Origin of the sequence: Aromatoleum toluolicum, from assembly GCF_012911005.2 — a bacterium.
In the GTDB taxonomy this organism is placed as follows: Bacteria; Pseudomonadota; Gammaproteobacteria; order Burkholderiales; family Rhodocyclaceae; genus Aromatoleum; species Aromatoleum toluolicum.
Window position 1 is genome coordinate 211,469 of sequence record NZ_WTVS01000001.1, and the last position, 24,396, is coordinate 235,864.

Annotated in this window: 21 protein-coding genes, 6 tRNA genes and 1 pseudogene; 2 read left to right on the forward strand and 26 right to left on the reverse strand. The window is 63.6% G+C overall.

Annotation, left to right across the window (positions count from 1 at the left end; translation table 11 throughout):
* Positions 1-12: 12 nt before the first annotated feature.
* From trpB to fdxA, 18 genes and pseudogenes are all read right to left on the reverse strand, one after another.
* Entirely contained in the window at positions 13-1,224 is a 1,212-nt protein-coding gene (gene trpB, locus GPA27_RS00960) for a tryptophan synthase subunit beta (RefSeq protein WP_169136872.1), read from the reverse strand.
* Positions 1,211-1,834: a phosphoribosylanthranilate isomerase gene (locus GPA27_RS00965; RefSeq protein ID WP_169136874.1), complete on the reverse strand. Its 624-nt coding sequence runs from the start codon at positions 1,832-1,834 to the stop codon at positions 1,211-1,213. Before GPA27_RS00965 ends, trpB begins: the two co-directional genes overlap by 14 nt.
* Entirely contained in the window at positions 1,835-2,629 is a 795-nt protein-coding gene (truA, locus tag GPA27_RS00970) for a tRNA pseudouridine(38-40) synthase TruA (protein ID WP_169136876.1), read from the reverse strand.
* The gene (locus GPA27_RS00975) at positions 2,626-3,282 is read right to left on the reverse strand and encodes a CbiQ family ECF transporter T component (RefSeq protein ID WP_246260886.1); all 657 of its coding nucleotides are present in this window, start codon (positions 3,280-3,282) and stop codon (positions 2,626-2,628) included. Before GPA27_RS00975 ends, truA begins: the two co-directional genes overlap by 4 nt.
* Positions 3,283-3,291: 9 nt before the next feature.
* Positions 3,292-4,446 carry a FimV C-terminal domain-containing protein gene (locus tag GPA27_RS00980; RefSeq protein ID WP_256222722.1) on the reverse strand — a complete coding sequence of 385 codons (1,155 nt, stop codon included), beginning with the start codon at positions 4,444-4,446 and terminating at the stop codon, positions 3,292-3,294.
* A gap of 946 nt (positions 4,447-5,392) precedes the next feature.
* A pseudogene (locus GPA27_RS29400) lies at positions 5,393-6,088 on the reverse strand (type IV pilus assembly protein FimV); the annotation flags it as partial.
* Between the two features lie 235 nt (positions 6,089-6,323).
* Complete coding sequence (gene asd, locus GPA27_RS00990) at positions 6,324-7,457, reverse strand: aspartate-semialdehyde dehydrogenase (protein WP_169136878.1); 1,134 nt, start codon at positions 7,455-7,457, stop codon at positions 6,324-6,326.
* A 27-nt stretch (positions 7,458-7,484) separates the two neighbouring features.
* On the reverse strand, positions 7,485-8,537 hold the full coding sequence (gene leuB / locus GPA27_RS00995) for a 3-isopropylmalate dehydrogenase (RefSeq protein WP_169136880.1): 1,053 nt from the start codon (positions 8,535-8,537) through the stop codon (positions 7,485-7,487).
* Positions 8,538-8,571: 34 nt separating this feature from the next.
* A complete protein-coding gene (leuD, locus tag GPA27_RS01000; protein ID WP_169136882.1) occupies positions 8,572-9,210 on the reverse strand; it encodes a 3-isopropylmalate dehydratase small subunit in 639 nt (212 codons plus the stop codon).
* A 75-nt stretch (positions 9,211-9,285) separates the two neighbouring features.
* The gene (leuC, locus tag GPA27_RS01005; protein WP_169136884.1) at positions 9,286-10,695 is read right to left on the reverse strand and encodes a 3-isopropylmalate dehydratase large subunit; all 1,410 of its coding nucleotides are present in this window, start codon (positions 10,693-10,695) and stop codon (positions 9,286-9,288) included.
* Between the two features lie 95 nt (positions 10,696-10,790).
* Complete coding sequence (locus GPA27_RS01010; RefSeq protein WP_169136886.1) at positions 10,791-11,606, reverse strand: M48 family metallopeptidase; 816 nt, start codon at positions 11,604-11,606, stop codon at positions 10,791-10,793.
* On the reverse strand, positions 11,603-12,784 hold the full coding sequence (locus tag GPA27_RS01015; RefSeq protein ID WP_169136931.1) for an MFS transporter: 1,182 nt from the start codon (positions 12,782-12,784) through the stop codon (positions 11,603-11,605). Before GPA27_RS01015 ends, GPA27_RS01010 begins: the two co-directional genes overlap by 4 nt.
* A gap of 59 nt (positions 12,785-12,843) precedes the next feature.
* Positions 12,844-13,977 carry a chorismate synthase gene (aroC, locus tag GPA27_RS01020; protein ID WP_169136888.1) on the reverse strand — a complete coding sequence of 378 codons (1,134 nt, stop codon included), beginning with the start codon at positions 13,975-13,977 and terminating at the stop codon, positions 12,844-12,846.
* A gap of 99 nt (positions 13,978-14,076) precedes the next feature.
* Positions 14,077-14,391, reverse strand: coding sequence for an acetolactate synthase small subunit (gene ilvN, locus GPA27_RS01025; RefSeq protein WP_169136890.1), 315 nt, complete (start codon positions 14,389-14,391; stop codon positions 14,077-14,079).
* A 2-nt stretch (positions 14,392-14,393) separates the two neighbouring features.
* Positions 14,394-16,061, reverse strand: a complete 1,668-nt coding sequence (gene ilvB / locus GPA27_RS01030; protein ID WP_169136892.1) for an acetolactate synthase large subunit — start codon at positions 16,059-16,061, stop codon at positions 14,394-14,396.
* Between the two features lie 266 nt (positions 16,062-16,327).
* A complete protein-coding gene (locus GPA27_RS01035; RefSeq protein ID WP_169136894.1) occupies positions 16,328-17,995 on the reverse strand; it encodes a long-chain-fatty-acid--CoA ligase in 1,668 nt (555 codons plus the stop codon).
* Between the two features lie 202 nt (positions 17,996-18,197).
* On the reverse strand, positions 18,198-18,650 hold the full coding sequence (locus GPA27_RS01040; protein ID WP_169136896.1) for a CBS domain-containing protein: 453 nt from the start codon (positions 18,648-18,650) through the stop codon (positions 18,198-18,200).
* Between the two features lie 108 nt (positions 18,651-18,758).
* Complete coding sequence (fdxA, locus tag GPA27_RS01045; RefSeq protein WP_169136898.1) at positions 18,759-19,082, reverse strand: ferredoxin FdxA; 324 nt, start codon at positions 19,080-19,082, stop codon at positions 18,759-18,761.
* A 274-nt stretch (positions 19,083-19,356) separates the two neighbouring features.
* Here fdxA and trxA point away from each other — a divergent pair, with 274 nt between their 5' ends.
* Positions 19,357-19,683 carry a thioredoxin TrxA gene (trxA, locus tag GPA27_RS01050; RefSeq protein ID WP_050416668.1) on the forward strand — a complete coding sequence of 109 codons (327 nt, stop codon included), beginning with the start codon at positions 19,357-19,359 and terminating at the stop codon, positions 19,681-19,683.
* Positions 19,684-19,816: 133 nt separating this feature from the next.
* Positions 19,817-21,076, forward strand: coding sequence for a transcription termination factor Rho (gene rho / locus GPA27_RS01055; protein WP_169136900.1), 1,260 nt, complete (start codon positions 19,817-19,819; stop codon positions 21,074-21,076).
* Between the two features lie 89 nt (positions 21,077-21,165).
* On the opposite strand, the gene GPA27_RS01060 is transcribed toward rho, so the two are convergent.
* From GPA27_RS01060 to GPA27_RS01095, 8 genes are all read right to left on the reverse strand, one after another.
* A complete protein-coding gene (locus GPA27_RS01060; protein WP_256222726.1) occupies positions 21,166-22,224 on the reverse strand; it encodes a 3-hydroxybutyryl-CoA dehydrogenase in 1,059 nt (352 codons plus the stop codon).
* Between the two features lie 4 nt (positions 22,225-22,228).
* A tRNA-Asp gene (locus GPA27_RS01065) sits at positions 22,229-22,305 on the reverse strand.
* A gap of 64 nt (positions 22,306-22,369) precedes the next feature.
* Positions 22,370-22,445, reverse strand: a tRNA-Glu gene (locus GPA27_RS01070).
* 17 nt (positions 22,446-22,462) lie between these two features.
* Positions 22,463-22,538 (reverse strand) — tRNA-Ala (locus GPA27_RS01075).
* Positions 22,539-22,633: 95 nt separating this feature from the next.
* Positions 22,634-22,710: transfer RNA gene (locus GPA27_RS01080), tRNA-Asp, on the reverse strand.
* 72 nt (positions 22,711-22,782) lie between these two features.
* Positions 22,783-22,858, reverse strand: a tRNA-Glu gene (locus GPA27_RS01085).
* A 15-nt stretch (positions 22,859-22,873) separates the two neighbouring features.
* Positions 22,874-22,949, reverse strand: a tRNA-Ala gene (locus GPA27_RS01090).
* A gap of 72 nt (positions 22,950-23,021) precedes the next feature.
* Positions 23,022-24,395, reverse strand: a complete 1,374-nt coding sequence (locus tag GPA27_RS01095; RefSeq protein WP_169136904.1) for an FAD-binding oxidoreductase — start codon at positions 24,393-24,395, stop codon at positions 23,022-23,024.
* Position 24,396 lies beyond the last annotated feature (1 nt).

Sequence of the window (24,396 nt, forward strand, 5' to 3'; positions counted from 1 at the left end):
AGGCCCGCGGAGTCAGAACTGAATGCCGGACTTTTCGGCGACAGTGTGCATGTCCTTGTCGCCGCGACCGGAGAGATTGACCAGCAGGATCTTGTCTCGCGGCAGGGTCGGCGCCAGCTTCGCTGCATACGCGAGGGCGTGGGACGACTCGAGCGCGGGGATGATGCCTTCGAGATGGCACAGGTTGTGGAAAGCGGCCAGCGCCTCCTCGTCGGTGACGCCGACATACTCCGCACGGTCGCTGTCCTTGAGCCAAGCATGCTCCGGCCCTACGCCCGGATAGTCGAGACCGGCCGAGATCGAGTGGGTCTCGATGATCTGGCCGTCGTCGCTCTGGAGCAGGTAGGTGCGGTTCCCGTGCAGAACGCCGGGTGTGCCGCCGGTGAGGCTGGCCGCATGGCGCCCGGACTCCAGCCCCTCGCCGTACGCTTCCACGCCGATCAGCCTGACCCCCGCAACGTCGATGTAGGGATGGAAGATACCCATCGCGTTCGATCCACCGCCGACGCACGCAATCACACAATCGGGCTGACGACCGGTCATCTCCGGCATTTGCACGAGGCATTCCTTGCCGATGACTGCCTGAAAGTCGCGCACCATCATCGGGTACGGATGTGGCCCGGCGACCGTGCCGATGATATAGAAGGTGTTATGGATGTTCGTGACCCAGTCGCGCATCGCTTCGTTGAGCGCGTCCTTCAGCGTCCTGGAGCCCGACTCTACGGGAACGACCTTCGCCCCCAGGAGCTTCATGCGGTACACGTTGGCAGCCTGGCGCTTCACGTCCTCGGCGCCCATGTACACCACGCACTCCATCCCGTAGCGTGCAGCCACCGTCGCCGTTGCAACGCCATGCTGACCCGCGCCGGTCTCCGCGATCACGCGCGGCTTGCCCATGTAGCGCGCTACGAGCGCCTGGCCGATGCAGTTGTTCACCTTGTGCGCGCCGGTGTGGTTCAGATCCTCGCGCTTGAGGTAGATCTGCGCGCCGCCGAGCGCATCCGACATGCGCCTCGCGTGGTAGATCGGGCTCGGACGACCGACGTAGTGCTTGAGCTCGTATTCGAACTCGGCCATGAAGGCCGGGTTGTTCCGGCACGCCTCGTAGGCGGCATTGAGTTCGTCCAGCGCAGGAATCAGCGTTTCTGCGACGAACACGCCGCCGTATGGCCCGAAATGGCCGCGCGCATCAGGAAACCGGTATGGCTTGTCAGCCGTCTGCATTGCGTACTCCTGCGACGAACGCGGCAATCCGTGCCGCATCCTTGATACCCTTTCCCGACTCGACGCCGCTGGACACATCGACAGCCCACGGCCTTACGCGGCGGACTGCCTCGGCGACGTTATCGGGATCCAGTCCACCGGAAAGGATGAGCGGCCGCCCGAGGCGCTCGGGAATCAGGGACCAGTCGAAAACCTTGCCTCCGCCGCCGTAGCCTTCGACAAACGCGTCGAGCAGCAATCCGGAAGCGGACGGGTGGGAAGCCGAGAATTCTACCAGATCGACCCCGGGGCGCACTCGCGCAGCCTTGATCCAGGGACGACCGAAGCCCGCACACACGCCTTCGGCCTCGTCGCCGTGAAACTGCAGGAGCTGCAACGGCACCTGCGCGAGCGCCTGCTGCACGTACGCCGGATCGGGATTCACGAAGAGGCCGACCGTGGTAACGAAGGGCGGTACCAGCGCGGCCAGCTCCGCCGCACGCTCGAACGCGACAAAGCGCGGGCTGGGCGGATAGAAGACCAGTCCGATGGCATCCGCGCCAGCCTCGACGGCGGCATGCACGTCCTCGGCGCGGGTCAGGCCGCAGATCTTGATTCGGGTTCTGGACACTCAGACGAAAGGGATACGCGGGAGCGCGATGATACGCCCTTCATCAGGCAGCGGCCAGTGCGAGGGGTACTCGACACCCGCGAGATACAGCCCGTCAGGGCAGAAGGTCATCGCCGCCCGGCTGCGGTCGCGCGACTGCAGCACTTCGGCCATCCACCCTGGCGGGTAACAGCCTTTCCCGACGTAAACCAGCGAACCGACCAAATTGCGCACCATATGATGCAGGAAGGCATTCGCCCAGAAATCGAAGACGATGTAGTCCCCGTCGCGCCGCACCTGCGCCTCATGCATCAGTTTGATCGGCGATTTCGCCTGGCACCCCGCGGCACGGAAGGCCGAAAAATCCTGCCAGCCCAGGAGGGAACGGGCGGCCTCCGCCATCGCCGCTTCATCGAGCGGTGGATGGAACCATCCCACGCGGCCGGCCAGGAGCGCAGGACGCACGGCCGAGTTGTAGAGGATGTAGCGGTAACGGCGCGAAACCGCACAGAAGCGCGCGTGGAAATCGTCACCGACTTCCACCGCCCAACGCACCGCGACCGGAGCCCTCATCCGGGCATTGGTACCGCGAACCCAGCCATGCAGCGAGCGCACCGATTGAGTGTCGAAATGCACCACTTGGGCCGTTGCGTGGACGCCGGCGTCGGTCCGCCCGGCGCAGTGCAGTCGCACCGGGTGACCGGCCATGCCGGAGAGCGCTGCCTCGAGATGGTCCTGCACGGTCTGCCCGTGGGACTGGCTCTGCCAGCCCTGAAAAGCGTCACCCGCATATTCGACGCCAAGCGCAATTCTCATCGTGTCACTCCGAACCACAACGCTGCGACGCCCAACACCACGAGCAAAGCCGCGAGATCCCGCCACGCGAAGGCTTCGCGGGCAAACACGATCCTGTCGGCGCTGTTGCCATTGATACCGTCATCCTCGAGCCAGTCGCGCCACGCAGCCGCAGGTGCCGAATCCACGTAGCGCAGAACGAGCATCAGACGTACCGCCAGCCGCTCCCTCGGGAGGCCCAGCCGTCCCAAGGGGCGCAGCAGGGCATGCAGACCGCCGACGAGACGCGACACAGGCAACCCCTCCAGCAGCAGCGCCACGCACAGCACCACCGCGACCAGGCGCCCAACATGCTCGGCAGCCAACACCAGACCTTCGCGGCTTGGACTGAGCTCGGGAGTTGCCGGCAAGAGCGCTTCGCCCGGTGTAAACCCGGCGAACAGCACAAGTATCGCGAGGATCAGAAAACGAACCCGCCGCAGCAACTTCAGGCTACGTGATGGCGCGAACCACCATCCGGCGATCGCACACACGCCTGTCGCAACCGCCAGAGCAATGGGCGACATCACCTGCAGGACGACGACGCACGCCATCCACAATGCAATCACCAATCCGGAATGCATGAAAATGAACGGGCCGCCCGACGGCGGCCCCTTGACATACGCAGCCTGCAACCTCGACCGCTACCCGAGTCGCTCGGCCAGCCGCGCCGCCGCCTCCCGCTGCTCCGCCGAGCCCTCGCGCAAGACCTCCTGGATAAGATCGCGAGCACCCTCCGTATCGCCCATCTCTTCGTAAGCACGGGCCAGCTCGAGCTTGGTATTGACCTCTTCGATCACATCCGCGTCGGGAGCCAGGCCGCCGGCAGACGCTTCCGCCGGAGATCCAGCAGCGTCGCCGATGGTCGGAATTTCCGCCGCGTCGGCCGCCGGCGTCAAAGGCATCGCGGAAGTTGCTTCGAGGTTCAGATCGATGCCCGCGAGATCGAGTCCCGGCGAACTCGCGGCGGGTTGGTTGGCGCCGCCGTCGAGATTGAAGTCGAAGTCCAGCAGACTGCTGTCGAACGACGTCTTCTCGAGATCCTCCGCCGCGCCATTGCCGCTCGCGGCCGGCGCGCTATCCGACGAAATTACGGTCTCGTTGAGGCTGACCTCGCCGGTCGCCGACACGGGGGCTACATCAAGATCCGGCGCAAGATCGAACTCGAGGGCCTGGTCCGCTGCCGCGAAATCCATCCCCTGACCAATCACGGTCGCAAGCATCGGATCGGCGACCGGAGTCGCAACCGGTTCCGCATCGACCGCCGGCCCGGTTACCCCGCCGATGTCGAGATCGAAGGAGGCTGCCTCCTCGGGGGATTGCGCCGCGATCTCCGCGGACGGGACAGCATCGATCTGCGGCATGGGAGCATCCGCTGCAGCGGCAGCCCCCAAATCGAGGCCGGCATCGAGATCGAAGTCGAGCGCGCCCGCATCCACCTCCGGCAGGGCCTCGATTCCGGCATCCACCGGCATCTCGGTCGACGGCGACTCGTGAGCCGCAGGCCCCGAGAACGATGCAGCGGGAGCGCCCCCGGAATCGCCGGCGTGGCTGGCCGCCGCCGCGAGACCCGCTGCGACCGCGGCACCCGTTGCGAAACCGGCGGTCGGGATACCGCTGGCCACCGAGGCACGGTACAGGGGATTCTCGGGATCGAGGCGACGCCCCATCTCGGCAGCCTTCTCCCAATCCCCCCCTTCGCCACCGGTCCGCGAATAGAGTTCCGTCGCGGTGTTCTCGAATGCCTTGAGATTCTTGCGCTGGGCGTAGATCTCCAGCAGCTTGACGTAGATCGCCATCCGCGAGGTGTCGGTCTTCAGGGCATCGAGCAGGATCTCCTCGGCCTGTGCGTCGCGCCCGTATGCCATATACACGTCGGCCTCGGCAACGGGATCGACGCCCTCGTCGGTGTCGATCGCCGAAAGACCGGACTGGCTGAAATCCGTATGCAGTACGCTGCTCTCGCCCGTGTTGACGCTCTGCCCCCCCCGTCGCTCCGAACACCGAATTGGTCGGCGGCGGGAAGGCGCTCGCGACGGATTCGACCCCATGACTCTCGTCCTGTTTGCGCCGCTGCCGCGCCTTGATGCCGGCATACGCGAGGAGGAGTGCGAGAATGCCGCCGCCACCGGCCAGGACTGCCGGATCGCCGAGCAAGCTTTGAACGAAGCCTGGGTCCTCGACCGGCGCCGGGGCAGGTGCTTGTACCGGCGCCGGCTTGGGCGTGGGAGCGGGCGCCTGCACCGGCGCCGCCTGCTGCGACTCCGCCGCAGGGGGCTGCTGCGCCGGGGCCGAAGGCGCCGCGGCGGGCTCTTGCGCCGGCGCAGACGGTGCTGCGGTCGCCTGCTGCTGCAGCTGCGCCATGCTTTCGCTGCGCAGGTTCAGCAGTTCCTGCATCTGCTTGACGCTGGCCTCGAGGGCTGCGACACGACTGTTCGCCTCCTCGAGTGCCTTGTCGCGCGCGACGAGTTCTTCCTCGAGCGCCTGAAGGCGGGCGAGGCGGGTCTTGTCGGCACCCGGCTCGGCCGGCGCACCGGAAACCTTGACCTGATCGCCCGCCGCGGGTCGCGCAGGCTCGTCGACTTTCGGAACAATCGTGCCGGCATCACTACGCGACGGCGTCGATTCGGGCGCCGCAGGCCGGGCGGCGACCGCTCCGGCGAGTTTCCTGCGATAAGCGGAAAAATCCGCGGACTGGGCCTGCACCTCGCGCCGTGCTTGTCCGGGATCGATCTCGCGAACGCGCGCATCGGACGGAACGGTCACGATCGAACCGGTGCGCAGACGATTGATGTTGTTCCCGTCGAAGGCGTCGGGATTCTCGCGAAACAGGGCGATGAGCATCTGATCGAGGCTGGCGCCTTCGGGCCGGTTCGCCTCGGCGATACGATGAAGCGTATCGCCCTTCCTGATCTCATGGCGGTCACCGCCGGTCGCGCTCGCCTGACCTGCAACCGGGGCCCTGCGCTGCACCGGCGCAGCCGGCGCTGCAAGCGGCGCAGCGACAGGAGCCGCTCCGCGCCCGACGGCGGGAGCCGGAGCGCCTGCCGGCACGGGATCGAGCAGGAAGGTGTATTCGCGCAGCAGCCGTCCGGACGCCCAGTTCAGTTCGATCAGGAGATCGACGAAGGGATCGTTGAAGGGCCTGTCGCTGGTGATCTTGACAACGGAGCGGCTGCCCCTGCGCTCCACCGAGAAGCGCAGCGCCGACATGGCAGCGGTATATTGCAGACTTGCCTGACGGAACGCTTCCGGGGGAGCAACGCGCGCTGAAAGCGACTGCAACTCATCGTTGCTCGCGTTGAGTTCGACCTCTGCCCTGAGCGGCTGCCCGATGCCGCTGAAAACATGGATCGAACCGAGTCCGGCTGCATCGCTGCCTAGTGGGAGCATGGCGATCGCCGTCGCGATCAGGGAAGCCTTGATCGATGTCTTCATCATTGTCTTATCATCCGCACCCTAGTCTGGGTACCAAACTGCGTGGAATATGGACGTCGCGGACGCGGCCGGGCATCCGTCATGCCCCGGCAATCTAACATTTTGTTTAAATCTTGGCAGCAATTCTTTAATTGCCAAGACTATTTTCCCTGCCGCAATACCAGCATCCTGCCTTGAGGACCAACGCATAGGACATGGGAAACGGCGAGGCGAACGCCGTTTCCTCATGTCATGGCGATCAGCGATCGAGAAGGATCCGCAGCATGCGGCGCAGGGGTTCGGCAGCCCCCCACAGCAGCTGGTCGCCGACGGTGAAGGCGCCTAGGTATTCGGGCCCCATCGCCATCTTGTGCAGACGGCCGACGGGGACCGTCAGGGTGCCGGTGACGGCCGCGGGGGTCAGTTCGCGCTCCGAGATCTCACGCTCGTTGGGCACGACCTTTACCCAGTCGTTGGCCTTCGCGATGATGTCGCTCACCTCGTCGAGCGGTACATCCTTGCGCAGCTTGATCGTGAGGCCTTGCGAGTGGCACCGCATCGCGCCGATGCGAACGCACAGACCATCAATCGGGATGCTGCCAGGGCTACGGAACGCGGGACGACCGAGGATCTTGTTGCATTCGGCGCCGCCCTTCCACTCCTCCTTCGACTGGCCGTTGTCGACCGGCACGTCGATCCACGGGATCAGGCTGCCGGCGAGCGCCGTGCCGCGGAAGTTCTTGACCGGAAAATCGCCCGAACGCATGGTCGCGGCGACCTTGCGGTCGATATCGAGGATCGCGGAAGCAGGATCGGCCAGTTCCGTCTTGACCGCATCGTGCAGCGCACCCATCTGCGCGAGCAGCTCGCGCATGTTCTGCGCACCGGCGCCGGAGGCGGCCTGATAGGTCATGGCCGACACCCATTCCACCAGGTCATTCTGGAACAGGCCACCGAGGCCCATCAGCATCAGGGAGACGGTGCAGTTGCCGCCGATCCAGTCGCGGCCGCCCTTCACGAGCGAATCCTTGATCACGTTCATGTTGACCGGATCGAGGATGATCACCGCATTGTCTTCCATGCGCAGGGCGCTCGCGGCATCGATCCAGTGCCCCTTCCAGCCGGCGGCACGCAACTGCGGATAGACGGACTTGGTGTAGTCGCCGCCCTGGCAGGTGATCACGATGTCCATCTGCTTGAGCATGTCGATGTTCGACGCATCCTGCAGCGGCAGCGAGGCTTGCTTGCCGCCGAAAGCGGGCGGCTTGCCGCCGGCCGCGGACGTCGAGAAATACACCGGATCGATGTGGGCGAAGTCGCCCTCCTCGACCATGCGCTGCATCAGCACGGAACCGACCATGCCACGCCAACCAACCAGACCGACCTTGTTCATTTGCTTTACCTCGGATTGCCAAGAATCTCAGAGCGCCGCCAACACGGCGTCGCCCATCTGCTTCGTACCCACCTTCGTCGTACCCGGCTCGTAGATGTCGCCGGTGCGATATCCCTGAGCGAGAACCTTCTTGACGGCCGTCTCGACGCGGGCAGCGGCGGCCTCGTTATTGAACGTATAGCGCAGCATCATCGCAGCCGACAGAATCGTCGCGAGCGGATTCGCCACGCCCTTGCCGGCGATGTCCGGAGCCGAGCCGTGCGAGGGCTCATAGAGCCCCTTGTTGTTCGCGTCCAGCGAGGCCGACGGCAACATGCCGATCGAGCCGGTGAGCATCGACGCCTCGTCCGACAGGATGTCGCCGAACATGTTGCCGGTGACCATCACATCGAACTGCTTGGGCGCACGGACGAGCTGCATCGCGGCGTTGTCCACGAGCATGTGGGTGAGTTCCACGTCCGGGTACTCGGGCGCGAGCTCGGTCATCACGTCGCGCCACAGCTGCGTGGTTTCCAGCACGTTCATCTTGTCGACCGAGCACAGGCGCTTGTTGCGCTTGCGGGCGGCCTCGAAGGCGACGCGGCCGATGCGGCGGATCTCGGACTCGGTGTAGTGCATCGTGTTGAAGCCGTAACGCTCGCCGTTGCGGTTCTCGATGCCGCGCGGCTGACCGAAGTAGATGTCGCCGGTCAGTTCGCGCACGATCAGGATGTCCAGGCCCGACACGACCTCGGGCTTGAGCGTGGAGGCATTCGCGAGTTCGGGATACAGGATCGCCGGACGGAGGTTGGCGAACAGGCAAAGATCCTTGCGGATCCCCAGCAGGCCGCGCTCGGGGCGTTGCTCGCGCGCCAGGCCGTCCCACTTCGGGCCGCCAACAGCGCCGAGCAACACGGCGTCGGCTTCGCGCGCGAGCTTGCGCGTAGCCTCCGGATACGGGTCACCGGTCGCATCGACCGCTGCACCGCCCAGCAGGGCCTCTTCGAGTTCGACCTTCAGGTCCAGCGCTTCGATCACGCGGACGGCTTCGGCCATGATTTCCGGACCGATCCCGTCGCCCGGCAGAACACAAATCTTCATCAGCAGGTTTCTCCTGGTGCCCTTGCAGCGCTGCTCAGGCGAAATAATAGGGGTGTTCGGCGCGGCGCTTTTCCTCGAACGCGCGGATCTTGTCGGCATGGCGCAGCGTCAGGCCGATGTCGTCCCAACCGTTGAGCAGGCATTCCTTGCGGAACGGATCGACGTCGAACGTGACGGTCGTGCCGTCCGGACGGGTGACCGTCTGCGCCGCCAGATCGACTACGAGGCGGTAGCCTTCGGCCGCCTCGCACCGACGGAAGAGTTCGTCGACCTGCGCGGCCGGCAGCACGATCGGCAGCACGCCGTTCTTGAAGCAGTTGTTGAAGAAGATATCGGCGAAACTCGTGCCGATGAGCACGCGGAAGCCGTAGTCCTCGAGAGCCCAGGGCGCGTGCTCGCGCGAGCTGCCACAACCGAAGTTGTCACGGGTGAGCAGGATCTGCGCGCCCTGATAGCGCGCCTTGTTCAGCACGAAATCCGGATTCTTCGGTCGGCCGCTGCACTCCTGCCCCGGCTCGCCGTGATCGAGGTAACGCCATTCGTCGAAGAGGTTCGGACCGAAGCCACTGCGTTTGATCGACTTCAGGAACTGCTTGGGGATGATTGCGTCGGTGTCGACGTTCGCACGATCGAGCGGCACGGCCAGCGCGTCGAGTGTGGTAAACGGTTTCATTCTCTCACTACCCTCTGGATGGCCTGGCCATCCCTGTCAATATCGGTCGTCGGCGCGGCTCCGCGCCGGATCAGTTCAGGAAAGCTCGCGGACATCCACGAAGCGCCCGGACACGGCCGCGGCGGCTGCCATTGCGGGGCTGACGAGATGCGTGCGGCCGCCCGCGCCCTGGCGGCCTTCGAAATTGCGGTTGGAGGTCGAAGCGCAATGCTCGCCCGGCTCGAGACGATCCGCATTCATCGCAAGGCACATCGAGCACCCCGGCTCGCGCCACTCAAAGCCCGCCTCGATGAAGATCTTGTCGAGGCCTTCAGTCTCAGCCTGTTGCTTCACCAGGCCCGAACCGGGAACGACCAGCACGCGCTTGACGCTCGCCGCCTTCTTGCGCCCCTTGGCAACCGCCGCAGCTTCGCGCAGGTCTTCGATGCGCGAGTTCGTGCACGAACCGATGAATACCTGGTCCACCGGGATCTCGCTGATCGGCGTATCCGGCGCAAGGCCCATGTACTTGAGGGCACGCTCGACGCCTTCGCGTTTGACCGGATCGGAGATCCTCGCCGGGTCCGGCACGCGGCCGGCCACCGTCTCGACCATCTCGGGGGAGGTGCCCCAGGTGACCTGCGGCAGGATCTCGGCGGCGTCGAGTTCGACGACGCGATCGAAACGCGCCCCGTCATCGGACTTCAGCGTCCGCCAGTAGGCTGCCGCCTTGTCGAAGAGCTCGCCCTTGGGCGCGAACGCCTTGTCGCGAAGATAGTCGACCGTGATGTCGTCGACACCGACCAAACCCGCTCGCGCACCTGCTTCGATCGCCATGTTGCACAGGGTCATGCGACCTTCCATCGTCAGCGCGCGAATCGCGCTGCCGCCGAACTCGATCGCGTAACCCGTGCCGCCCGCTGTCCCGATCCGGCCGATCACGGCGAGCGCGATGTCCTTCGCGTAGACGCCACGCCCAAGCTTGCCGTCGACCTTCACCAACATGGTCTTCGATTTCTTCTGCAGCAGGCACTGCGTCGCCATCACGTGCTCCACCTCGGACGTGCCGATACCGTGCGCCAGACAGGCGAACGCACCATGCGTCGAGGTGTGCGAATCACCGCAGACGACGGTCATGCCGGGCAGCGTGACGCCATTCTCAGGCCCGATCACATGCACGATGCCCTGGCGCGAGTCCCTGAACGGGAAATAGGCTAGCGCGCCGACCTCGCGGATGTTGGCGTCCAGCGTTTCGACCTGCTGGCGCGAAACCGGATCCTCGATGCCCCGTTCCCAGTGATCGGTCGGCGTGTTGTGGTCGGCGGTTGCGACGATGGAACTCACGCGCCACGGCTTGCGTCCGGCGAGCTTGAGCCCCTCGAAGGCCTGCGGGCTGGTTACCTCGTGTACCAGGTGGCGGTCGATATAAATGAGCGCAGTACCGTCGGCCTCCTGGTGGACGACATGACTGGACCACAACTTTTCGTACAGCGTCTGGGCTTCCATCCAATAAATTCCGCGGAAAGACAAGGAAAGGGTCTTCGATTATTTCACACGCGTCGCCGACTGGATAGGCGGGCCGGACCTTTGCGGCGCCACCCTCAGCGGCGCGCCTGCTCATAGAGCGGCATGACCCGCTGCGCGTACTCGCCGAGATCCCTGCGCCGCGTGTCGTGCCCGGGGTGAGTCGAAAGCCACTGCGGCGGACCGCCGTTCGAGCGCGAGCCCATCTTGTCCCAGAGGCTGACCGCGGCCCGCGGGTCGTAACCCGCACGCGCCGCAAGCTCGACGCCGATGCGATCAGCCTCGGTTTCATGCAGACGCGAATTCGGCAGCTCAAAGGTCACCTTGCCGACCATGCCCATCAGATCCGTACCGAGCTGTCCGACGCCGAGGAGCGCACCGGCGACGGACGCCCCCACGCTGGTCACCATAGCCTTCGAAATCTGCTCACGCGAATGCTCGCGCAGGGCGTGCGCAATCTCATGCCCCATCACCGCGGCAAGTTCGTCATCGGTGAGTTTCAGCTGATCGATGAGGCCGGAGTAGACCGCCATTTTGCCCCCTGCCATGCACCAGGCGTTGAGCTCATCGGAGCGGATCACGTTCACCTCCCAGTGCCACTGCGCCGCATCCCGGCGGAACGAGACGGTCTGAGGAATCAGGCGACTGGAGATCGCACGCACGCGTGCAAGCTGCGCCGGATCACGGTTGAGCAAGCCCTTCTCACGCGCCTCGCCGATCACCTGCTGGTACTGCTTGCCGGAGGCCTGCTCGACCTCTGCCGCCGACACCATCATCATCTGGCCGCGATCGACGCCAACGGCGCCGCCGCCGGTCGTCTGCACCGTCTGGCAGGCGGACACGAGCCACGCGGCCGCTACAACCGACACCATCGTCGCAAATCCATGCTTCATCCGAGCCCTCCTTCCGTCAACGACTCCGCACCGCTGCGCCAGCCAAGTAACAGCCAGGCGAGGCCTGCCAGCGCGAACAGCGAACCCAGAGTAAAGGTCCACGCCGGCCCCACGGTTTCCCACGTGAATCCGCTCACAAGCCCCCCCAGCATCCCGCCGGCACCAAACGAAATGCTTCCGTAGAGAGCCTGCCCACGCGACTGCAGCTTGCCGCGAAACCATTGGTTCACCGCCGCGATTGCCGCAGAGTGGTAAGCACCGAAAGTCGCTCCGTGCAGCAACTGAGCGAACACCAACACGGCAAACGAGCCTACACCCCAACCGATCGCCACGAACCGCACAACCGCGCACGCAAAGGCAAAGATCAGAATCGCGCGCATCGAATGCCGACGCAGCAGCCGCGGCATGAACATGAAGACCACGATCTCCGCGATCACGCCGAGCGACCACATCCAGCCCACCACGGACTTGTCGTAACCGTGATCGACGAGAAATATCGAATAGAACACGTATAGCGCCCCATGCGCGGCCGACATCAGGAAACAGGCGACCAGGAGCGCCCGAACCTCGGGGCGCCGGAGCGTCTCATGCAGGCTCGCGCTCTCGCGATGGGCTAGCGGTCGCGCAGCCTCAGGCAGCACTGCCGCACACAAGGCGATCGCCGCGAGGATCGCCGCAGTCATCCACAATACGGAATCGAGCGGGAGGAAATCGAGCAGGTAGCCGAGCCCGAGCACCGCCGCAATGAACCCGACCGATCCCCACACGCGAATGCTGCCGTATCGCCCCGAATGCGCGCCCAGATGGGCAAACGTGAGGCTCTCGACCAGCGGCAGGGAGGCACTCCAGAAGAAAGCCATCAGCGCCATGGCCAGGAACAGCCCTTCGAAACGCATCGTGAAGAAGAACACGCTAAATCCGACGAGGCTCGCCCACGCCGACACGCGGATGATGGTGATCCGTCGCCCATGATGCTCGGCAAGCCAGCCCCACATGTTCGGCGCAAGCACGCGCATCACCTGCATCAACGACATCAACAGCGCGATATCGGTCGCCGAGAGCGCGATCGACTGCAGGTAGAGCGTGAAATAGGGCGAAAACGCGCCGACGAACGCGAAATAGGAGAAGTAGTAGGCCGAGAGCCGCCAGTAGGGAACCCCTGCGACGCCCGGGTGCAATTCAGCCCCGCACAGCCCGGCGGCCCGCGACGGCACTCAACACCGAGAATCCGGCCCGCTCACGCGCGCGGCGGCGGGACGCGCTGCACGCCCTGCGGCGCCAGCCGTTCGATCCGGGGCGTTTCGGTCGTCACGTCTCCGCATTGCGCGCGATGGCGCAACGCATGATCCATCAGCACGATCGCCAGCATCGCCTCGGCGATCGGGGTCGCACGGATGCCGACGCAGGGGTCGTGCCGCCCGTGCGTATTCACGATCACCGGATTGCCCTGCTTGTCGATCGAGCGGCGATCGAGACGGATGCTGGAGGTCGGCTTCACCGCCATGCTCACGATGATGTCCTGGCCGCTGGAAATGCCGCCGAGCACGCCGCCTGCGTTGTTCGTCAGGTAGCCCTCGGGGGTCATCTCGTCGGAGTGTTCGGTGCCGTGCTGTGTCACGCATTCGAAGCCGGCACCGATCTCGACCCCCTTCACGGCGTTGATGCCCATCATCGCATACGCAATGTCGGCATCGAGGCGGTCATAAACGGGTTCCCCCCAGCCCACCGGAACGCCCGTGGCGACGACGTCGATACGCGCGCCGATCGAATCCCCTGACTTGCGCAGCTCGTCCATGTAGGCCTCGAGTTGCGGAACGATCCCGGCGTTGGGCGCGAAGAACGGGTTACGCAAAACCTCATCCCAGCTCTCGAAGGGGATCCGGATGGGGCCGAGCTGCGACATGAAGCCGCGGATCACGACGCCGTAGCGCTCCTGCAGCCATTTCCGCGCGATCGCGCCGGCAGCCACCCGCACCGCCGTCTCGCGGGCAGACGAGCGACCACCCCCGCGGTAGTCGCGGATCCCGTACTTCTGCCAATACTCGTAGTCCGCGTGCCCGGGACGGAAAGTCTCTGCGATGTTGCCGTAGTCGCGCGAACGCTGATCCTGGTTGCGAATCAGGAGCGCGATCGGCGTACCGGTCGTCACCCCCTCGAACACCCCGGACAGGATCTCTACCTCGTCCGGCTCACGACGCTGAGTCACATGCCGCGAAGTGCCCGGCTTGCGGCGATCGAGCTCGATTTGGATCTCTTCGGCCGAAATCGGCAGTCCCGGCGGACACCCATCCACGACACAGCCGATCGCGGGGCCGTGGGACTCACCGAAGGAGGTGACACAAAAGAGTTTGCCTAGGGTGTTGCCGGACATCGCAATCTCGACCAGAACGTGAATCGGAAGGAGCCTTGCAGTTTAGCACAGCGCAGTTTGGCTCCTTCCGGCAGGCGAACCGGGCCGCCCGGTCCGGCATCAATGGAAGAATCTCTCCAGACGCTCGAATACCTCGTGCTCGGCACCGTGGCGGCGCACCGAACGCACATCGACCAACTTCTCGACCTGCAGCACCATCTGCTCCAGACGCTGATCCTCGAACACCAGCAGCCAGATGCGGCTGCGGCTCGTGTCCGACATCGGCATGCACAGGATGCCCTCGACGTTGAATGCCCGGCGGGCAAACAGGTTGCAGATGTGGCTCATCACGCCGGGATGGTTATTCACTTCGAGTTCCAGCACCACCTTGGCGAAGCCATGTTGCTGCAAGGGTTCGGCGACTTGTTCGATCATTCTCAACCTCCGATCATTTCAGTATTGGCAGCGCCCGGCGGCACCATCGGATAAACAAATTCCTCGCGGCTGATCGATGCATGGATCAGGCACGGCCCACGGCTCTGCAGCGCCTGCGCGAGCGTCGCACGCGGATTCGGCGAACTGTCCAGATCCACTGCCGCGATGCCGAAGCCCTCCGCGATCTTCAGGAAATCGGGTTCGCCGCGATACTTCGACGCAAACACGCGCTTGCCGTAGAACAGGTTTTGCTGCTGGTACACCAGGCCAAGCGAGTTGTTGTTCATCAGCACGATCTTGACGTTCAGCCCCTCCTCGGCGAGCGTCGCAAGCTCCTGGATGTTCATCTTGAAGCTGCCATCTCCGGTAAAGCACACCACGGTACGATCGGGTTCGGAGAGCGCGGCGCCGATCGCCGCCGGCACGCCGAATCCCATGGTCCCGAGGCCGCCCGAGGTCAGCCACTGGCGCGGGCGGCGGAAGGGATAGGCCTGGGCGACCCACATCTGGTGCTGCCCCACGTCGGTCGCGATAACGGCCTCGTCATCGAGCACGGCGGCAACCGCATGCACCAGACCGTAGTGGGTGCGCGGATCGTCGCGCCCCGGCATCGCCATCGGGAAGCGTGACTTCAGGCTATCCACATGGGACAGCCAGCGCTTGCGAAGATTGTGCTTCACGCGCGGCAACAAGGCCTCCAACGCGGTCGCGACATCGCCGTTGATCGCAACATGAGCGGCCTTGATCTTGTGCAGTTCGGCCGGATCGATATCGATATGGATGATCTGCGCATTGGGGCAGAACTGTGCCGCCTTGCCGATCGCCCGATCGTCGAAGCGTGCGCCGACACAGATCAGCAGATCCGACTCCTCGAGAACGAAATTCGTGTAGCGCGCGGCGTGCATGCCGAGCATGCCGATGGACAGGGGATGATCGACCGGCATCGTGCCCAGCGCCATCAACGTCATCGTAGTCGGAAGTCCGGCCTGCTCCGCCAGCGTGACGGCGAGCCGCGAGGCCCCCGAATGCACGACACCCCCACCCAGATACAGCACCGGACGCTCCGCCTCGTCGATCATCTTCGCCGCCGACTCGATCGCAACCATGTCCAGCGCGGGCACCGGATCCGGCACTGCTGGCTCGGGGTAGGCCTCGAAGCTCACCAGCTGATTCTGCACGTCCTTCGGAACGTCTACGAGCACCGGCCCGGGCCGACCGGACATCGCGATGCGGAACGCCTGCGGGATGACCTCGAGCAGTTCCGCCGCGGAGCGAACGAGAAAGTTGTGTTTGGTGATCGGCACCGTCATGCCGTAGATATCGACTTCCTGGAAGGCATCCGTGCCGATCATCGACAGCGGCACCTGCCCGGTTATCGCGACCATCGGGATCGAATCGAGTCGCGCATCGGCGATCGCCGTCACCAGGTTCGTCGCACCTGGACCACTGGACGCGAAACACACCTCGGGACGCCCCGACACCCGCGCCATGCCTTGCGCCATGAAGCCTGCCCCCTGCTCGTGACGCGCGAGCACGTGGCGGATGATGTCGCTACCCGACAAGGCATCGTACAGGGGCAGGATCGCCCCTCCGGGAATCCCTGCAATGGTACGAATACCCTGCCGTTCAAGCAGGCGCACGATCAACTCGGCGCCGGTCATCTGCATCATGTTGCGCTCCTTCGGTTCGGTGTCGGGCATCAAAACCGGCGGCGCAAAAAACAAAACCCCCGCCGGGCTTGCGCGCCGGCGGGGGTTGGAATCTCTTGCTTGCTTCTGCCCTTACCCTCGAGACGCGCGACCGCCTACGCGTACTACTACGCGTACGGACAGAGCTACTACGACGAGGGCACGAACCAGATTGGTCATCGGGATAAGAACAAACAGTTAGCACATGAATCTAAACATAGACCCAACGGAAACACAAGCACAATTGCTCACGCCTGCCCGTCGCGCAGCAGTCGTCGCAGGATCTTGCCGACGTTGGTCTTCGGCAGCTCCTCGCGGAACTCGACCTGATGCGGCACCTTGTAGGCAGTCAGATTCGTCCGGCAGTGCGCGACGATGTCCTCCTTCGTCAGCGCAGGATCCTTGCGCACGACGAACACTTTTACTGCTTCACCGGTCCGTTCGTCCGGAACCCCGACGGCGGCCACCTCGAGCACCCCCGGATGGCTGGCGATGACATCCTCGACCTCGTTCGGAAAGACGTTGAAGCCCGACACGAGAATCATGTCCTTCTTGCGATCGACGATGCGGACGAAGCCGCGCTCATCGATCGTCGCCACATCGCCGGTACGCAGGAAACCGTCCGCGGTGAAGGCATTGGCCGTCTCCTCCGGCCGCTGCCAGTAGCCCCGCATCACCTGCGGGCCGCGCACGCACAGCTCGCCCGGCTGCCCCAGCGGCACCTCCTCGCCACTATCGCCGCGGACGCTGACCTCCGTCGACGAGACCGGCAGTCCGATGGAGTGATTGAACTGCGGCAGGTCGAGTGGATTGATCGTCACCGCCGGAGACGTCTCCGTCAGACCATATGCCTCCACGAGCGGGCGGCCGGTCACGCGGCGCCACTTTTCGGCCACTGCCTGTTGCACGGCCATGCCGCCGCCCAGTGTGATGTGCAGGGACGAAAAATCGAGCTTGCTGAAGTCCTCGTTGTTCAGAAGTGCGTTGAACAGGGTGTTCACACCGGTGATCGCGGTAAATCGGTATTTACCGAGTTCCTTGACGAACCCCGGAATATCCCTCGGATTGGTAATCAGCACGTTCATCGCACCGACCTTGAAAAACGTCAGACAGTTCGCCGTCAGCGAGAAGATGTGATACAGGGGCAATGCCGTGATGATGATCTCCCCTTCCGTGCGCAGGTAGGGCTTGATCCACGCATGCGCCTGCTGCAGGTTCGCAATGATGTTGCCATGCGTCAGGACTGCGCCCTTCGCCACGCCTGTCGTGCCGCCGGTATATTGGAGATAGGCGACGTCATCATGACCGATCTCCACCGTCTGCAATGGATGTCGCCCCCCCGTCGCCAGCGCCTCGGAAAAGCGCACGCATCCTGGAATTTTCCATGACGGCACCATCTTCTTTACGTGGCGCACGACGAAATCGACCAGCATGCCCTTCGGGAAACCGAGCAACTCGCCGAGGCTGGTCACCACGACGTTCCGCACCTTCTGGCGCTGCAGGACATCCTCCAGCGTGTGCGCGAAGTTCTCCACGATGACGATCGTGTCCGCCCCCGAATCCCGGATCTGGTGCTCCAGTTCTCGCGCCGTGTAGAGGGGGTTAACGTTCACAACCGTATAGCCGGCACGCAGGGCCCCAAACATCGCGATCGGGTACTGCAGGAGATTGGGCATCATCAGCGCCACGCGAGCCCCGCGCGGCAACTTCAGTTCGCCTTGCAGATAGCCCGCGAATTGCGCCGAAAGCCGGTCCAGCTCCGCATACGTGATGGATTTCCCCATATTCACGTAGGCGACGCGGTCGGCGAACTGGCGCACCCCCTGAGAAAATACGTCGGCGAGCGACGCAAACTCGTTGACGTCGATTTCCGCCGGAATTCCGGGGGGATAGCTCTTAAGCCAGATCTTTTCCACAGCACTCCTCCAACAGTTGGAATTGACGCCGGACCAGCAACTTCCAGCGGCGCCCTCCCGAGGCATTACCGGCAACGCGTTGTCGGCGCCGCCGGCTTCCAGCTGCATGCCCTCGCCTCATCGGACGAAGGTCGTGTTGTGCCTTGTCCCGCGCACTTCCCGGCGCGAGGATTGAACTGCGGCAGGACCTGCCTGCCTTGCCTCAAGCCTCTTCGCCCGGCTCTTGCGGCCAGTTCCGGATGTAATTCTTGAGCATGCGGTTCTCGAAACTTTGCTCCTCGAGCACCGCTTTGGCCACGTCATGGAAAGAAACGACCCCGAGCAGCATCGTCCCGTCCATTACCGGCAGATAGCGCTGACGATGCTCCACCATGAGACGCCGAAGCTCGTCCATTTCCATGTTCGGCGATGCCGCGATGGGCCCCGACAGCATCGCCTGCTCGATCGCCATCCTGCCCCATTCGGCGCCACCCTTATGCACCGCACGCAAAACTTCGCGGAAGGTCAGCATGCCGACCATCTGGCCGTGCGAAAAGACCACGAGCGAACCGACATCCTGTTCGGTCATGATGTCGACCGCCTCGGCAAGGCTCTTGTTCGGCGCTATGGTGTAGAGCACCTTGCCCTTGATCGCAAGAATCTCGCTCACCAGCATGCCAATCCCCTTTCCAAATTCATAACAACTGACCCAAGTGCATGATATTGCATAGTCCCGATCAGGAAAAGACCACGCGAACGCACAATCGAACCGACGCCCAAGGCCTCAGCGCTTCAATTCGCCCAGCTTGTCCTTGCGCGCAGCCCACTCATCGGCATCCGACAGCGGCTCCTTGCGCTCGACGATCGGCTTCCACTCCTTCGCGAGCTCGGCATTCAGGGCGATGAAATGGCGCTGTCCCTCGGGCACGTCGTCTTCGGCGTAGATGGCCTCGACCGGACATTCGGCCACGCACAAGGTGCAGTCGATGCACTCCGCCGGATCGATCACGAGAAAATTCGCCCCCTCGCGGAAGCAGTCCACGGGGCACACATCCACACAGTCCGTGTACTTGCAGCGGATGCAGGCTTCTGTCACTACGTAGGCCATCGTCTTTAACTCCTGTTGGTCAAGTCGGCACGTGCCGCCCGGGCGCACCGGCTTCTTCGACAATATAGCCGAGACCCTCGCCGTTTTGACACAAGCACGGGCAAACCCCGATCGCAGAAGCGGTGAAAATGGGCGAAACGCTTGACGTGCGGGGCAGCTTGGCATAACTTTTCCCGACACTCTGAAGTGGCAGCCCTCTCCTGCCATTGTCCCCAAGGGCCGTACCGGCCCGACTCCCAATCCGAATGACAGCAAGACCTTGATGCGAGGAATCATGAGCGAGCATATCCATTACGTCACCGACGGCAACTTCGAGGCCGAGGTGCTTCAGGCACAAACCCCGGTGCTGGTCGATTACTGGGCCGAATGGTGCGGTCCGTGCAAGATGATCGCTCCGATCCTCGACGACATCGCCAAGGAATATGCCGGGAAGCTCAAGGTCGCCAAGCTGAACATCGACGAAAACCAGGAAACGCCCGCCAAGTTCGGCATTCGCGGCATCCCGACGCTGATGCTGTTCAAGGGCGGCAATGTCGAGGCCACCAAGGTTGGCGCGCTTTCCAAGTCACAACTCACTGCCTTCATTGACAGCAATCTCTGACCGGGGCTAAAGTCCAGCCCTGACTGCGCGGCGCCCCCGCTCCCGAAGCCGGCCTTCCGGCGCCGCAGCAGCACCTTCCGCAGCATCCCCCTCACCGGTTTCATCCATCTGCGCCCCGTCGCGCCCCTTCGCCATGCATTTATCGGAGCTCAAGTCCCTCCACGTCAGCCAATTGCTTGAAATGGCGGTCGCCAATGAAATCGAAGGCGCGAACCGCCTGCGCAAGCAGGAACTGGTATTTGCCCTGCTCAAGAACAGGGCCAAGAAAGGGGAACCCATATACGGTGACGGGGCGCTGGAAGTACTCCCCGACGGCTTCGGATTCCTGCGCTCGCCCGACATCTCCTACCTCGCCGGCACGGACGACATCTATGTCTCGCCGTCACAGATCCGTCGCTTCAACCTGCACACGGGCGACACCATCGAGGGCGAGATCCGCACCCCGAAGGACGGCGAGCGCTACTTCGCGCTCGTCAAGCTCGACAAGATCAACGGTGAACCGCCCGAGAACTGCAAGCACAAGATCCTCTTCGAGAACCTGACTCCGCTGCACCCGAACGAATGCCTCAAGCTCGAGCGAGACATTCGTGGCGAGGAGAACATCACGAGCCGGATCATCGACATGATCGCGCCGATCGGCAAGGGGCAGCGCGGTCTGCTGGTCGCTCCGCCAAAAAGCGGCAAGACCGTGATGCTGCAGCACATTGCCCACGCGATCTCGGCCAACCACCCGGACGTCGCCCTCATTGTGCTTCTGATCGACGAGCGTCCTGAAGAAGTCACCGAAATGCAGCGCTCGGTCAAGGGCGAAGTGGTTGCATCCACCTTCGACGAACCCGCTTCACGGCATGTGCAGGTCGCCGAGATGGTCATTGAAAAGGCCAAGCGCCTCACCGAACACAAGAAGGACGTCGTCATCCTGCTCGACTCCCTCACCCGCCTGGCACGCGCATACAATACGGTTGTTCCTGCATCCGGCAAGGTTCTGACCGGCGGTGTCGACGCCAACGCCTTGCAGAAGCCGAAGCGTTTCTTCGGCGCAGCACGCAACCTCGAGGAAGGCGGCTCGCTCACCATCATCGCCACCGCGCTGATCGACACCGGCAGCCGGATGGACGAGGTGATCTATGAGGAGTTCAAGGGCACCGGCAACATGGAACTGCACCTCGATCGCCGCATGGCCGAGAAGCGCGTGTATCCGGCCATCAACGTCAACCGCTCCGGCACCCGTCGCGAGGAGTTGCTGATGAAGGCGGACGTGCTGCAGAAAGTCTGGGTGTTGCGCAAACTGCTGTACGGCATGGACGACATCGACGCGATGGAATTCCTGATGGACAAGGTCAAGGCGACCAAAAGCAACGCGGAGTTCTTCGACGCGATGCGCCGCGGATGATCCGGACGGCAACATGAAAAAACGCCACCGATGAGGTGGCGTTTTTGTTTTTCCGACCGGGAAACCAGGCCACAAAGACCGCAACGCGCTTACTTGTAGTCGTAGAAGCCCTTGCCGGACTTGCGTCCGAGATAGCCCGCCTCGACCATCTCGACGAGCAGCGGCGCAGGGCGGTACTTCGGGTCCTTGAAACCTTCGAACAGGACCTGCATGACCGCCAGTTCGACATCGAGCCCGATCATGTCGGCAAGGGCCAGCGGCCCGATCGGGTGATTGCAGCCGAGCTTCATCGCCTCGTCGATCTCCGCAGCCGTGGCAAGACCTTCACCGAGCGCAAAGATTGCCTCGTTGATCATCGGGCACAGCAGGCGATTGACGACGAACCCCGGGCTGTTGCGCACCTGGACGGGCATCTTGCCGATCGCCTTCGCTACGGCCTCGACAGCCGCATAGGTCGCATCGGACGTCTGCAGGCCCCGAATCAGTTCGACCAGCGCCATCATGGGCACCGGATTGAAGAAATGCATGCCGATAACCCTGTCGGCGCGCTTGGTCGAAGCAGCAAGCTTTGTGATGGAGATGGACGACGTATTCGATGCCAGCAACGCATCGGCTTTCAGCGCCGCATCGAGCTGCGCAAAGATCTTCAGCTTCAGTTCAAGGTTTTCGGTTGCTGCCTCGATCACCAGATCACAATCCGCAAGCGCCCCGACGTCGCTGGCCGTCGCGATCCGCGCAAGCGCCTCCGCTTTCTGCGCCTCCGTCATCTTCTCCTTCTTGATCAGACGATCGAGGCTCGCAGTCAGCGTGGCCAGACCGCGTTGCACGGCGGTCTCGGCGACGTCCATCATCACCACGTCGAACCCGGCGACCGCAAATGCCTGCGTGATGCCATTACCCATTGTGCCGGCGCCTACGACGCCGATCTTCTTTAGACTCATATTCCCGCTCCCTTGGTAAGTAACGCTCCGCATCGCGGCCGGCACCATACTGATGCGTATGGGACTATAACGTAATGTCGGGATGCGGGCCAGCAGGGCCGGTGCGAGGCCACGCCCACGGGTGCACTGGGATGCGCCCTTGGGACGACCCGGCTTCGGGAAATGGATACCGGAAAAAAAATGGGAGCCCGTAGGCTCCCATTTCATTTGTTGGCGGAGTGGACGGGGCTCGAACCCGCGACCCCCGGCGTGACAGGCCGGTATTCTAACCAACTGAACTACCACTCCGCGCTGACCAGTTGTCGGCTATGCTTGCCGACTGCAAGTCGTCTATTCGACGCCTCGCATTATCTGGCGTCCCCACGGGGATTCGAACCCCGGTTATCGCCGTGAAAGGGCGGTGTCCTAGGCCTCTAGACGATGGGGACAACGTCTTGTGCTTTGTTGGTGGAGGTAAGCGGGATCGAACCGCTGACCTCTTGCATGCCATGCAAGCGCTCTCCCAGCTGAGCTATACCCCCAACAGAGCTGCGCATTCTAGCTTTTGGCGCTACCAACCGCAAGCACTTTACAACAGTTACGTCTACCACAAGCAGACCGTCGTCTGCAGTATTGTTGGCGGAGTGGACGGGGCTCGAACCCGCGACCCCCGGCGTGACAGGCCGGTATTCTAACCAACTGAACTACCACTCCGCACTGACCTATTGCCCGGCCTTACCGACCGGCTCGCGAGCCGCCATTATAACTCAACGTCTCGCTGCATACTGGCGTCCCCACGGGGATTCGAACCCCGGTTATCGCCGTGAAAGGGCGGTGTCCTAGGCCTCTAGACGATGGGGACTGCAACTCTTTCGACTGGTGGAGGTAAGCGGGATCGAACCGCTGACCTCTTGCATGCCATGCAAGCGCTCTCCCAGCTGAGCTATACCCCCGACGGCGAAAGAGCGCGCATTATAGGGTGCCACCCGGAGGCTGTAAACCCCGAACTTTCACTTTTTTCGAGATCAGACAACTTTCCCTGGATTCATCAGCCCAAGCGGATCGAGCGCCCGTTTCACAGTCCGCATCAAGTCGAGCTCGACGTCGGACTTGTAGCGGGCATTCTCGTCGCGTTTCAGTTGACCGATGCCATGCTCGGCCGAAATCGAACCGTTCAGCGCGACGACGAGGTCATGAACGATGCGATTGACCTCCGCCGTTCGGGCCACGAATCCGGCATTGTCGACGGCGCCTGGTTTGGAAAGGTTGTAGTGCAGGTTTCCGTCGCCGATGTGACCGAACGCGACGATGCGCACATCGGGCCATATCGCCGTCAGCGCCGTCTGCGCCCGCAGCAGGAATTCGGGGATGCAGCTGACAGGGACGGAAATGTCGTGCTTGATGCTGATCCCCTCGATTCTCTGTGCCTCCGAGATGTTCTCGCGCAGGGACCACAGGGCTCGGGCCTGAGCGAGACTGGACGCGACTGCACCATCGAGCGCCAGACCGGCTTCGATCGCGCAGGCGATCGCGCGCTCGAGCATGTCATCCAGCGCCGCACCATCGCGTGCGTCGGCGACCTCGACAAGCACATGCCATTCGTAGGCCCCCGCAAGCGGCGCGCGCATCGCGGGAATGTGGCGCAGTACGAGCTCGAGAGCGGGTCGGCCGACAAGTTCGAAGGCATTGACGCGCTCCCCGCAGCGATCGCGCAGCTGGGCCAACAGGGCGACTGCAGCTTGAGGGTCGGGAATGGCGACCCAAGCGGTCGCGGTTGCGCGCGGAATCGGAAATAGTTTGAGGGCCGCTGCGGTGACGACTCCCAGAGTCCCCTCGGCGCCGATGAAGAGCTGCTTGAGATCGTAGCCGGTGTTGTCCTTGCGCAAGGCACGCAGCCCGTCCCAGATGCGCCCGTCAGGAAGCACCACCTCGACGCCGAGCACCAACTCGCGCATGTTCCCGTAACGCAGGACCTGCACGCCGCCGGCGTTCGTCGAGATATTGCCGCCGACGAGGCAGCTTCCCTCCGACGCGAGCGAGAGCGGAAACAGCCGACTGGCCGCCTCCGCGGCTTGCTGGACGGCCGCGAGCGTACACCCCGCTTCCGCGACGAGCGCATTGTTCGCCGCATCGACCATCCGGATGCGGTTCATGCGCGCCATGCTGATCACGACCGACCAACCGTCGGCAAGCGGCGTCGCTCCGCCACACAGCCCCGTATTGCCGCCCTGCGGCACCATGGCGACCTTCGCGGACGCACAAATGCGCACGACGTCTGCGGTTTCCAGTGTGCTGCCCGGCCTGACGACGGCGATCGCCCGTCCGGTATAGCGTCCGCGCCAGTCCGTTAGGTAGGGGGCCATGCCTGCAGCGTCGAGAATGACATGCCGCCCCCCCACC